Source organism: Catenovulum sp. 2E275, from assembly GCF_025515275.1.
GTDB lineage: Bacteria > Pseudomonadota > Gammaproteobacteria > Enterobacterales > Alteromonadaceae > Catenovulum.
This window is the reverse complement of sequence record NZ_JAOPFU010000001.1, coordinates 196,980-210,076: the sequence shown is the minus strand read 5'-3', so window position 1 is coordinate 210,076 and position 13,097 is coordinate 196,980. Positions and strand designations below refer to the sequence as shown.

9 protein-coding genes are annotated in these 13,097 nt (G+C 37.1%); 6 read left to right on the top strand and 3 right to left on the bottom strand.

Going from position 1 to position 13,097, the window contains the following annotated elements; all coding sequences use genetic code 11:
• The first annotated feature begins 105 nt into the window (after positions 1 to 105).
• Both N7931_RS00685 and N7931_RS00680 read left to right on the top strand, forming a co-directional pair.
• Positions 106 to 2,478 (top strand): glycoside hydrolase family 2 TIM barrel-domain containing protein, encoded by a 2,373-nt coding sequence (locus N7931_RS00685; protein WP_262791319.1) that lies wholly within the window; start codon positions 106 to 108, stop codon positions 2,476 to 2,478.
• A 98-nt stretch (positions 2,479 to 2,576) separates the two neighbouring features.
• Positions 2,577 to 5,216, top strand: a complete 2,640-nt coding sequence (locus N7931_RS00680; RefSeq protein WP_262791318.1) for a CIA30 family protein — start codon at positions 2,577 to 2,579, stop codon at positions 5,214 to 5,216.
• Positions 5,217 to 5,261: 45 nt separating this feature from the next.
• On the opposite strand, the gene N7931_RS00675 is transcribed toward N7931_RS00680, so the two are convergent.
• Positions 5,262 to 6,143 carry a LysR family transcriptional regulator gene (locus N7931_RS00675; protein WP_262791317.1) on the bottom strand — a complete coding sequence of 294 codons (882 nt, stop codon included), beginning with the start codon at positions 6,141 to 6,143 and terminating at the stop codon, positions 5,262 to 5,264.
• 101 nt (positions 6,144 to 6,244) lie between these two features.
• On the opposite strand from N7931_RS00675, the gene N7931_RS00670 reads away from it, so the two are divergent.
• On the top strand, positions 6,245 to 6,460 hold the full coding sequence (locus tag N7931_RS00670; RefSeq protein ID WP_262791316.1) for a DUF2798 domain-containing protein: 216 nt from the start codon (positions 6,245 to 6,247) through the stop codon (positions 6,458 to 6,460).
• 118 nt (positions 6,461 to 6,578) lie between these two features.
• Here N7931_RS00670 and N7931_RS00665 read toward each other — a convergent pair whose 3' ends face one another.
• Positions 6,579 to 7,994 (bottom strand): family 43 glycosylhydrolase, encoded by a 1,416-nt coding sequence (locus N7931_RS00665; protein WP_262791315.1) that lies wholly within the window; start codon positions 7,992 to 7,994, stop codon positions 6,579 to 6,581.
• Between the two features lie 428 nt (positions 7,995 to 8,422).
• On the opposite strand from N7931_RS00665, the gene N7931_RS00660 reads away from it, so the two are divergent.
• From N7931_RS00660 to N7931_RS00650, 3 genes are all read left to right on the top strand, one after another.
• Positions 8,423 to 9,829, top strand: a complete 1,407-nt coding sequence (locus tag N7931_RS00660) for an MFS transporter (protein WP_262791314.1) — start codon at positions 8,423 to 8,425, stop codon at positions 9,827 to 9,829.
• A 69-nt stretch (positions 9,830 to 9,898) separates the two neighbouring features.
• A complete protein-coding gene (locus N7931_RS00655; RefSeq protein ID WP_262791313.1) occupies positions 9,899 to 10,915 on the top strand; it encodes a LacI family DNA-binding transcriptional regulator in 1,017 nt (338 codons plus the stop codon).
• Between the two features lie 40 nt (positions 10,916 to 10,955).
• Positions 10,956 to 11,642, top strand: coding sequence for an outer membrane beta-barrel protein (locus N7931_RS00650; RefSeq protein ID WP_262791312.1), 687 nt, complete (start codon positions 10,956 to 10,958; stop codon positions 11,640 to 11,642).
• Between the two features lie 64 nt (positions 11,643 to 11,706).
• Here the strand turns inward: N7931_RS00650 and N7931_RS00645 are convergent, their stop codons facing one another.
• The gene (locus N7931_RS00645; RefSeq protein WP_262791311.1) at positions 11,707 to 12,741 is read right to left on the bottom strand and encodes a LacI family DNA-binding transcriptional regulator; all 1,035 of its coding nucleotides are present in this window, start codon (positions 12,739 to 12,741) and stop codon (positions 11,707 to 11,709) included.
• Between the last annotated feature and the right edge of the window lie 356 nt (positions 12,742 to 13,097).

Sequence of the window (13,097 nt, the reverse complement as noted above, 5' to 3'; positions counted from 1 at the left end):
TCAATTGATTTAATTGATTAACCTGTTTTTAGTTTAATTAATATTATTGAGGTTTTTAACACAATCCGATTGCCATTTGGCAATGTTGTAATGAGGATATAGATTGTGCATAAACTTATTTATAATGGCTTAGCACTCGCAGTTGTAGCAAGTTTAACTGGTTGTATTAATTCAACGCCTTCTGTTAAAACCAGTGATGCAACTCAAGTTCAGCAAATACAAAATCAAGCTGTCAAAATTAACTTTAATCAAAATTGGCAATTTGCTAAAAGTGAAGAAAATTTAGCGAATGACAAGCTAGCAGCCCTTAACTGGCAAACTGTGGGTTTACCACATACGCCAAAAATTGAACCCCTATTGGTTAATGATCAATTTCAGGGTTATGTCTGGTATCAAAAAAATCTTGAATTTAAGCCAGAGTGGCAAAATAAAAAGGTATTAATCCGTTTTGAAGCGGCTATGAATATTGCGGATATTTATTTAAACGGTGAAAAAATTGGCCACCACAAAGGGGGGTATTTACCCTTTACGCTAGATTTAACGGATAAATTACAAGCAGGTTCAGATAATACCTTATTAGTAAAGTTGGATAATACCGACAGTGATATTACGGGTCCTAAACCTTTAGATATTTTAGATTTTAATACTTACGGTGGTTTATACCGTGACGTTAATTTATTGATTAAAAACCCGCTCCATATTACCGATGAAATGCTGTCAGCTACTCAAGCCGGTGGTGGCGTTTTTGTGACTTTCCCGCAAGTTGCTAAAGCGCAATCAAAAGTAAATGTACAAACTGAAATTGCCAATGATAGCCAGCAAGCAGCCAGTTTTGATTTAGTTCAGCGATTAGTTTATCAAGGTGAAGTGGTTGCTGAAGTTAAACAAAATAAACAGTTAACTGCTGGTCAAAAAGAGCATATTAATCAGCAAGTTTTAGTTAAAAATGCACAGCTTTGGTCGCCTAATTCCCCTAATTTATATCAGTTAGAAACTCAAATTTGGCAGGATGATAAGTTAGTTGAAAGCAAACAAACTCAAATTGGTATTCGTGAATTTAAATTTAACGATAAACATGAACTGTTAATTAATGGCGAAAAAACCTTTTTGCGTGGGGTAAACCGTCATCAGGAATATCCGCATGTAGGTTATGCAACTTCACCACAAGCAGATTACCGTGATGCGGTGAAAATAAAATCAGCTGGTTTTGATTATGTGCGTTTATCTCACTACCCACATTCACCTGCATTTATGCAAGCCGCTGATGAATTAGGTTTGGTATTAATTGATGCGATTTTAGGTTGGCAGTACGTTAATGAAACACCTGAATTTGAAGCTCAGGTAGTACAAACTTGTCGCGATATGATCCGTCGTGATCGCAATCATGCCAGTGTATTAGCATGGGAATGCTCATTAAACGAATCTTGGATGAAAGATGAGTTAATTGCCAAGTTTAATCAGGCGGTGGATGATGAATATCCAAACTCTTATTCAGCTGGTTGGCAATTAGGATACGATATTTATCTGCAAGCGCGTCAGCACAGAATGAAACATTACGAAACCCCTACTTACCCTTACAATGTATCTGAATACGGTGACTGGGAATACTATGCGCAAAATGCTGGTTTAAATCAGGATAGCTGGGCAGATCTAAAAGAAAGCGAACGTACCAGCCGACAGCTATTAAGTGCCGGCGAAAAACCATTATTGCAACAAGCCACTAACTTGCAAGAAGCACATAACGATAACTTGCAAGTGCCAGCTTTTGCCGATGGTTATTGGGTGATGTTTGATTATAACCGTGGTTACGCTGACGATTTAGAAGCCTCGGGTATTATGAGCATTTATCGGTTGCCAAAATATAGTTATTACTTTTATCAAAGCCAGCGTGATGCTGATATTCAGTCTGATGCTTATCAGTCTGGTCCTATGGTACATATCGCCAGTGAGTGGACAGAAAACTCATCGACTAACGTACGAGTATTCAGTAACGCAGAAGAAGTTGAACTTTGGTTAAATGATAAATTAATTGCTAAACAACAGCCAAATAGCGATAAATTATCGACTCATTTACCACATCCGCCGTTTGAATTTGAGCTAGCGGAATTTAAACCGGGCAGCTTAACTGCAAAAGCCTTTATTGATGGTAAACAGGTTGCAACACATCAGGTGACTACACCGGGTAAAGTTGCAAGTGTTGAGTTGAGTTTAGATACCAGCACTGTTGCTGCGGCGGCTAATGATGTTGTATTTGTATACGCTAAGTTGTTGGATGCTAAAGGTCATTTGGTTCCGGCTAATGGCGTTGAAATTGAATTTAGCACACAAGGTGATATCGAGCTGATTAATCCGCAAACTCCGTTTACCGAGCAGGGCATTGCCACTGCGGTGATTAAAACGGGCAGCGATTTTAAACAAGCTAAAATTACCGCAACCAGTAAACAGTTTAATGTATCAACGGCTGATAACTTGTTTTAAGTAAATTATTGTTGAGAACTTGAATAAAAAGCTGAATTTAGGTAACTGGATTCAGCTTTTTTTATCGTGACTTTACTGTAACAACCAGAGGTTACAACATGAAATTAAAAACTTTTTCTAAATTAAAGCTTTCTTTTGCTTGCGCGGCAGCGCTTGTATTTAATGCGCCTGTAGCGGCGTCAAATAGTCCAACTTATGTTGAAGACGGCGTTTTAAAATGGACAAACGGCGATGAAGTCGCCTTGTTTGGGGTAAATTATAATGTGCCTTTTGCACATGGTTATCGGGCGATTAAACGCGCAGGAATAGACCATAAAACAGCGATTGATATGGATGTTGATCATATTGCCCGCTTGGGGTTAACGGCTTATCGAATCCATATTTGGGACAGACAAATTAGTGATCATCAGGGTAATTTATTAACCTTAAAAGACGGTAACGATCATCTGGATTTATTTGATTATGCGGTTAAAAAATTTGCTGAAAAAAATATAAAAGTGATTATTACCACAATTTCGTGGTGGGGTAGTGGCTGGCCTGAACCCGATCCAACCGAGCCGGGTTTTTCAAGCCTATATGAAAAATATCAAATGAATCAAAACCCAGAGGCAATCAAAGCACAGCAAAAATACCTGACTCAATTTTTAAATCACGTTAATCCATATACAGGCAAAACATATCAACAAGACGAAAACATAATTGCATTTGAATTATTTAACGAGCCAAAACATACAGCTTCACCGCAAAAAAGTGCAGCGTATATTGAAAAGCTCATTAAAACGGCAAAAGATGCCGGTGTGACAAAACCTTTATTTTATAACACCAGTGAACAAGGATATGATCCCGACTTTGCCAAAGCCTTATGTGAAACCAGCATTGATGGTGTCGCTTTTCAGTGGTATCCAACTGGATTAGTTAAAAATAGCCGTTTTAACTCAAATGTGCTGCCTATTGTCACCCGTTATACCAATCCATTTGCTGATATTAAAGCATGTGAAAATAAAGCCAAAATGGTGTATGAGTTTGATGCTGCGGATATTGACAATGCTTACACCTATCCAGTTATGGCTCGAAGTTTTCGCGAAGCTGGATTTCAATGGGCGACACAGTTTGCCTATGATCCGGGTGTAATTGCGCATACTAATTCGGAATATAATACCCATTATCTCAACCTGCTTTACACACCTAAAAAAGCGATTAGCTTAATGATTGCAGCACAAGTATTTACTCGTCAGCAAAGATTAGCCAATGCAGGCAGTTACCCTCAAAATAACCAATTTGGTGAATTTAATATTGATCCGGTTAATAACTTAAGCGAGCTTAACAGCGAAACACATTTTTATTATTCTAACTCGACTCAAAGCCAACCAGTTAGTCCGAAAAAACTGCAACATATTGCCGGTACAGGTAATTCTAAAGCGGTTCAATACAGCGGTAGCGGCGCTTATTTTTTAGATAAACTGGATAGTGGTGTTTGGCAGCTTGAAGTGTATCCAGATATGCAGTTGATAGAAGATCCTTACCAAAACTCAAGTGAACATCGTGAAGTTCGTCGTTTATTTCAAACCGAACAAAATATGAAACTAGAGCTAGTTGGGTTAGGTAATTCATTTTATATCAAAGGGTTAAATGAAAATAATGATTTTCAGACGCAAGCTAAGTCGGCTGAATTTAAGATTAAACCCGGTATTTATCTGTTAAGTAAAAAGCAGTCCGTTGACTCAAATATTACGGCAAAAATTGATACTGACTTTAATTTACCAGAGTTAACTGTAAAGCAGCTTAACAATACCCCACATCATCATTCAATTACGGTATTTCATCAGCCTCAGCGTGAGATGAATCAGGCAGATAAAAAAGTATTTAAGGTTCAAGTAAGTAGCGAGCAAGCCATTGAATCAGTTGAACTTTGGGTTAAATACAAAGGTCACAGAGACTTTACCGCGCTGCCTATGCAACAGGCCGATGGTAATTGGTATCAGTTAAACTTGCCAAATACTCAAGACTGGAATAAAGCTGGCCAATTAGAATATATGTTTGTGGTAAAACAAGCTAATCAAACCACGACTTTACCGGGCTATATAAAAGGTAAACCGTCTGATTGGGATTTTGTGGTTAAGCAAGATGCGAATAACTTCCCACTTTATTACAAAACCAATTTAAAACTCAAAGATGCACCTGTCACTTTATTTGATGCTAATCAGGTTCAAAATGCGTTTGTCTACCCAGCGAAAGCTAAAGCTCAGTGGCATTATGTGAGCGGTCAAATGGGGAATGGTTTAGCTTTTCAATTATCGATTGATGGTTTAGATAAAACACATAACCCGCTACTAAGAGCGACTTTAGCGGAAGATAACTCAATGCAGAATAAACAATTAGCGGGTTATAATACACTGGTTTTAAAGGTGAAATCGGCAAGTGCGACTGAGCATCTGCAATTTGCACTATTAAATAAGCATGGCTTAGCTTATGGCGCAAGCGTAAAAGTAGGTACAGACTGGCAATATGTATTAATTCCACTGGATAAACTAAAACCAGTCGATACTATTTTACCTCAAGCTTACCCTATGTTTATGCCACCAGTTTACTCTGCTGATAAAGTTAAAGCTCAAACGTTTAGCACAGATGATTTAACGGATATCCAAGGATTCCAACTTTCGTTTGATGCAAGCGCATATCAAAACTTAAGCAACTGGCATGCAGTTGAAATTGAATCAGTGAGTTTAATTAAACGATAAAATGTGTTGAAGAGGCTAAAGCTGGTGCTTATTTTGGCATCAGCTTTAATATTCAAACCAGCTTTGCTTGGATAAGAAAGCTATTAAATTAGATTTAAATACTTGAGCCCTAACCGACATTGCTCTTTGGTAAGGCCATACTAAATATAGTTTTCGGATTGGTCCTTTCCAATGAGGTAAAATCTGAATTAAATTTCCTTTTTCTATTTGCGCTTGTACTAAGCTTTTGGGTAAAAGTCCAATTCCATGTCCAGATTTTACAAAGTTAAGAGATAAAGCCATATCGTTACACTGAGTATAATGAGGCTCTTTTAAAGTATATTTTTCATTTTGATAAGTAAAGGTCCACTCATTAAACGGAGTGGATGATATTGTCGGTAGATTGCCTAGATCTTTAATCGTTTTAGGCTGGCCAAGAGCAAATTCAGGTGAGCTTACTAGAATAGCCCGAATAAAACCTAAATACTTTTGAATAAGTGTTGAATCTTGTTGTTCTCCTGAGCAAATTGCAATATCTACTGGTTTATGAGTGATATCTTCATTTGGGTTTATTAAATGAATTTTTAAATTTATTTCAGGGTAATTTGTGGCAAATTGGTGCCAAAATGTATCAAGTGGACCACATCCTATATTAGTTGGGGCTGCTACTTTTAACTCGCCTTTGAGTTGATTGATAGATGCATCCAAATTAGATAAACGCAGTTCTAGTTCCTTAATATAGGCTGCACATTCGTTAAAATAGGCTTTACCAGCAGATGTTAATGTTAAGCCTTTATTACTTCGTAAGAAAAGTTCAACGCCTAAACTTTTTTCAAGGTCACCAAGTCGTCTTGATGCTGTCGGAATGGTTAATCCGAGTTCTAAAGCAGCTTCTGTTATGCTGCCTTTTTCAGCAGCAGAAATAAAGATTCTTAAATTATCAAGCATTAGCTTCTCAAATGTGCAATTGAGGTTATCAAAATTAACTCTATAGTTGATTTGTGAAATTATATACAGTTGTTTTGAGTTTTACATACATTGGAGAGAACATGAAGCACAGAATTATTTTTGCATTTTTAATGTCATTTGTTTTAAGTCTATTAATGTCCGCATGGGTGACTTATTTAAATATAGGTTTTATAAGTAACTTTATTGATTATTGGATACATGCATGGCTATTAGCGTGGCCCGCTGCTGGTATTATTTCATTTATCTCGGGGCCTGCAATTCATGCTTTTGCACACAAGTTAGCGAAAATATATTAGGCCAATGCCAAGAAAAAAGGGCATTGAAAAATCAATGCCCTTTGTACAAACCCGTGTCAAAGTAGATTTGTAAAAACGATTTAATAAGCTATTGGTCTTTGTCTACTAAGTTGAATGACTAATAGCGTGGCCAGCCATTTGAGTCCCAGTTCAGTGTACTAATTAGTAACTTAGGTGTGCCATTGTCGGTTGCATCATAAGCATGGCGTACAATTACATCTGTATTTAAAATATCTTGTCCACCCGGGCCTACCCAAGTGCTATTGCCTGCATCTAAAATCGAGCCGCCACTGTTTAGCATATTAACCCCATTTTTGTCTAAATAAGGACCTCGAATATCAGCTGAGCGGCCATAAGCAATACGGTAGGTACTATCTGTACCTGAACAACACATACCAACAGAAACGAACAAATAATAATATCCCTGACGATAAATAATGGTTGGCGCTTCAATTCCACCAGAGCGGCTGGCAAGAGAATATAATGGGCCATAAGGCTTCATGGTAATCGGGTTGATACGTTTTAACTTGATACCAGAATTCCAAGAACCAAAAACCAGCCAAGGCGCGCCATTTTTATCAACAATTAAATCAGGATCAATAGCATTATAATTATCACTGTTTGTCGTATTAATAACTAAGCCATCATCTCGCCAGTCACCGTTAGCTACGCTTGAAGCTGAGGTTAAGCCGATTGCGGATACACGAGAGCCAAAGGTAGAAATAGAATAATATAACCAAGCGCGACCATTATAATGTTTTAACTCTGGTGCCCATACATCCATACCATCGTGTTCAGGAACATAGTTTTGCCACCAGCTTAACCCATTTGGGAAGATAGGCGAGGCACCATTCCAGTTAATTCCATCAGAAGAATATTTACCATAGATCCCCGGGCCAGTTTGAAATATCCACCAAGTACCATTTTCATAACCTATGGTTGGATCATGAGTTACTAGGTTTCCGGTAAGTGGCCAGTGGTTGGCTGCTCCATTGGTTGTTGAAGGATCCCAAGGAGAAGACTCAATATTACCCACTTTAGTTAATGTCCAGATTTGAGCATCGCCGCCCCAATAATCCCACTGGCCGATATTGGCACCATTATTTGTTGAAAAATTTAATAAATCTAAAGCTTTACCGCTGTTTTTATTGATTAAATTATATTGGCCGTTACCTAAATCGTTGATATTCCATTTTTGAGTATCGCTGGCACCATATTCCCATTGACTGACATTTGCTCCGTTAGCTGTGCTGAAATCATAAACCTCCATTGCTTTACCACTGCTTAAATTGATCAGTGAATAGTAGCCATCATCGGTGTTTGTGATTAACCATTTTTGAGTATCATGACCATTTCCCGGCCACTGATTAATATTTGCCCCATCGGTAGATGCTGCGCTACCAACTTCTACTAACTGACCGCTGTGTTTTGAAGTGATGGTATAAACACCATTATCTAGTGAATAAGCTTGCCAGCTTACAAGTGACAAAACACCACAAGTTAGCCCCAATATGCTTTTACGTGCTGAGTACATAGTCGCCTCTTATTAAAGTTAGTTTTATGTTTTACTTGTTAACTTATTTTTTACATTAAATACTATACTATAGTAATACTTATTTTTGGAAGGCATAATGCAAAAAATGTTTAATTTTTTTGATTTTATTTTTAAGGTTGTGATTTATCTTATTGATCAATAATTAGTTATTTATTGTTTTTAAATGTCCGTTAGTCAATTGTTTTGTGTTTTTAGGAACTCAACTTTAATGTAATCGTTTTTTATGTTGTTTTTCTGTTGGATTATTTGATGGCCATCTGTTTTTTAACTCGGTAGATTCGGCTGTTAACTTAATTTGAGTATGGTTATAATCTAGTTCAATTCTTACACTGATTTAGCTACACCTGTACCTCAAAATGCTTGAAGTAGTGCGGGAGTAAATTAATTCAACAGCGGTATTTTTATTTTTGACTCAAGCAAAGCACTTTTCCGCCCACATTAAAACGACAAATCAAGCTATCGGCTTAAAACAAAAATACTCGCTAGGGCTGGGTTTTTTTGCGATGTTTTTTGCTAATCAAGGGATTGGTATTTTAGCAATTCCTTTTTATCAGATGACATTGGCTATTGATCCTTTTTTGCTGAGTTTAGCGATGACTTTGCCGGTATTAATTGCCAGTTTTATTGGTCCTTGGGTTGGACATTTATCCGATAACTTTCAGAGTCGTTATGGTCGTCGCAGACCATTTATTTTTATTGCCGCTTGGCTTAGTGCCGTGAGTTTTGGCTTAATTTGGATGGTGCCACAAGGCTGGTCACAAACCGCGCAATTGAGTTACTTTTTTGTTTTTTCTGCTTTATTTAATATTTTTTCCACCTTTTTAATTGTTCCAACTACTTGTTTATCTTACGAAATAACGTCAAACCCTAAACAAAGAACCCAGATTATGGGGCTAACAACTTACTTTTTACGATTTGCTTCTTTAATTTACCACTGGATTTTTCCACTGAGCCAACTGGCTATTTTTAGTAGTATTTTTGTGGGTATTCAATTTGTTGGTTGGGGTGTCGGGCTATTTTTAATTGGTTTATTAGGCATGTTGCCTGCGCTTTTTATTAACGAAAATATTAAAGAGAAAATTAAAGAAAGCACGGCTGAAAGCAGCCAACAAAGTTTTCCGTTGCAACAAAATAAAACCTCACTTACAACCAGCGTAAAGGCTGCACTAAGTTATAAGCCTTTGTTAATTCTATTTTTAATCTGTGTGATGCAGGTATGTGGTGCAGCTTTCGCCGCGAGTTTTGATTATTATTTAATTGTTTATTATTTGTATGACGGCGACTTAACGCAAGGCTCTATTTTAAAAGGCGGTTTGTCTAGCGCGCATGCTTTATTTGGTATTGTCAGCGCGGCTGTGATTTCGTATTTGGCACAAAAATACGGTAAAAAGCGGGTATTAAACTGGGTATTTATGGTCACTGTACTTGGCGGCTTTGCCAAATGGTTTATTTTTAACCCTAACTGGCCGTGGTTAGTATTATTGGATGCGGTTTTATGTGCACCTATATGGAGTGCTATGACCATTATTATTCCGGCGATGTTGGCCGATTTAACTGATATTGATCACCAAAAAACCGGATTAAAACGCGAAGGTATTTTTGTGGCTTTATACAATTGGGTCAATAATTTTAGCGGGGCAGGCGCTTTGATGCTGGCTGGGTTGAGTTTAAATTTAATTGGTTTTAATGCGCAATTTGCTGAGCAGCAGACAGAACAAAGCTTACTTATGATGCGGCTCATTTTGGTATTTGGCACGGTAATTTGTGCTTTGGTTTGTTTAATTTTATTACGTTTTCTGAAAATAGAGCGTTAAACGTTTACCACTTGGCTGTTTTTAGCTAGTATCTGCAAAAATGAAAAAAATATTTCAAAGAGGTCACTAATGGTTACTATCAAGGACGTTGCTAGAGTTGCTGGTGTATCAACAGCAACCGTTTCCCGGGTTGTGCATAATGGTGGGCATGTCGGTGATGCATGTCGGGCGCGGGTTAAAAAAGTGATCGAGGAATTAGGCTACCGACCCAATACAAATGCTCAAGCCTTGGTTAAAAAAAGTACGAATACCATAGGTGTAGTGACTCCAAAATTGTCTATGTCGTTTTTTGGTACTTTAGCTTGTGGTGTTGAAAAAGCGGCTAAAGAAAAAAACTATAAGCTGTTAATGAGTAACTCAATGTATGAGACGCAGTCGGAAATTGATGCAATTAACTCACTGCGTGATCATCACTGTGATGCAATTATTTTGCACAGTGAATATTCAGATGAAAAAACCTTAATTGATCTGGCCGATAAAATTCCCGGTTTGGTGCTGATTAACCGTTATATTCCTAAAATTGCCAATCGCTGTGTGTGGTTAGATAACGAGAGTGCAGCTAAACAAGCAACTCAGTATTTAATTGATAAAGGCCACACAGATTTTGCTGTAGTGACCAGTATTTATCAAAATAACGATCCTATGCTTAGGGTAAACGGGATTAAACAAACCCTTAAATTAAACGAGTTATCGCTCAATAAAGACGCCATTGCAGAAGCCACCGCAAATATGGAAGGCGGCGAGCAGGCTGTTAAAGAATTATTGGCTAAAGGCATTAAATTTACAGCGTTATTGGCCTATAACGATTTAATGGCAATTGGGGCTATGCACGCTTTATTTGACGCCGGTTTACGTGTGCCGGAAGATGTTTCTGTGATTGGTTTTGATAATTTAGCGATCGCTAAAGCTTGCCGGCCTAAATTAACTACTATGCATTACCCGGTTGAAGAAATGGCTTATTATGCAGCCGAGCTTGCGATTAATTTAAGCGATACCAGTAAACCTGTTACCAACCGGACTCATTTATTTTTATCTGATATTATTGAACGGGCATCAGTAATTAACGCAAAAAATAACAATTGTTAAACGGAATCTTCAAAACCAATTAGTTTTAAAAAGGAAATATATGAAAAAGTGCTTGATTAGCGCAGTATTATTAGCGGCTTCTGGCAACGTGTTAGCGCAAGATAATTTTTATATTGAGCTTTTAGCAGGGCAGGCTTTTCACAAAATTGAATCTTCAATTCAGGGTGACACACTCACCAAAAGCGATCATTATTCTAATAGCGAGACCACAAGCGCCCCGGGTTTAAAGCTGGGTTATTATTTTAATGACACTTTTGCGGTGGAGCTAAGCCATCAGGATTATGGCACACCCATAAAAGAGCAAACTTTTAGTACCAGTTCAACCTCTGAAAATGCCAATGGGGAAACTGAAGAGTTTACGACTCTACAAACTTATAAAAGACCTATCTCAGTGAAAGCTTATAAGTTAGGGATAAAAGCAGAGCGTGAGTTTTTATCTGACCTGTACCTAAACCTTGGTTTTGGGGTCGCAATGTGGCAATACGACGATTACACTCCACAAAGTTTAACTAATGAAGATGTTTTTACCACAGGTGAAAGTGGTCAGGATATGTATTATTCGTTGGGGGCTCGTTATCAAATCAATCAAACTTTTTATGTGGGTGTTCAATACTCTATGCTAGAAATAGAGCAAACCACTAAATTTAAACCCCAGTATTCAACCATTTTAGGCTCATATAAGCATCAGATTCAGGATGTCTCTTTTATTCTAGGGCTTAATTTTTAAAATAAGGTATATAGAAGTTATCATTTTATTGATATACCCAATTTATTTTGGGTATATCAATAAATTACTCAATATTGTTGACACTATCCCGCTCTAGTAACTCACAGCTTAACTCTACATGAAGATGATAACTTCTAGTTTTTGACTGAGTTCGCTGAACTTCTAAAATTCGTAGTGCTTCAGATGGAAGCGCATCAAATGGGAGCTTCACTGTCGTTAATTTCGGCTCAATTAGATCTAATGAAAAAATACCATCCATACCAATAACAGAAATATCTTGTGGTACATTTATTCCGTGTTTTTGTAAAGCTGAAATGGCGCCTAAAGCCAGTCCATCAGTAACACAAAATAATGCAGTGACAGGGAGAGTTTTATGTGTGTTAAGCCAGTTTTCGACTGCTTGTTCGGCGGCTAGATCACTGTAATTATCGCATTGAATATGAAAATCTGGATTCAACAGTTGGCCTGCATTATATAAACCGTCTCTATAGCCGCTTTCTCGTAAATAAATCGTCTGTCGACCTTTGTAGCTGAGTAAACCTATTTGCTGATGTCCTTTATTGAGTAGATAATCAACAGCCATCATTGCTCCGTAACGATTACTAAAGCCAACAGAGTCTACATTCATGCTTCTGTCTTCGCCATTAATTAAAACGGTTGGGATTTGGAATTGGCTAATTTTCTCGAGTAAATCTGACTCATCAGCCCATACAACAATAATCCCATCAAATGTTTGTTGAGTTAAGGCTTGTTCAAGCTTCTGTACTGATGACTGATCATTTTGTGTTAAAAAAGAAACCAACTGTATATTTTGTTCGTCACACAAGCTTTTAAGTGATTCAACTAAAGTATAGGAAATTATACTACCACTTTGGTTAAGTACAGCATCTCTTGGAGTAACTAATAAAATTTGTTTACCACTAAAAGCGGATTGGTTTAAGCCTCCCGCTTGCTGTATTTTATCTAGATAGCCCGTTTCACGAGCAATTGCGAGTATTTTAGTTTTAACTGGCTGGCTAATTTTGGCGGTACCATTTAATACTCGTGAAACTGTACTGACTGAAACATTTGCACGTTGTGCAATTTCTTTTAAAGTCACTAAATCATTCCATTTATTTTAATCTTGTAACATTAGTTTATCACTAAAAAAGTTGTTTTTGCAAAGATAGTGAAATTAATGCAAATTTTGCATTTTGTTTTTTATTTAAACTTGGCTCGCTTTATAATTCAGAAAGCTCTGAACGCAAAACACTATTCCCCCTATTAAAAATAAGACATAAAATGCTTTTTCTTTGTAGTTAATACTTCAACACCTTAAAAATATTTCCAGAAATTGCTCTGTTAAACCTGACTTTTAGATTGTTTTTAAGCATACCATTTCGAATCTCATTTATATTATAATGCAAATAGTGCAAAATAAAATAAATTTGCATTGAAAAACATTTTATATACAAT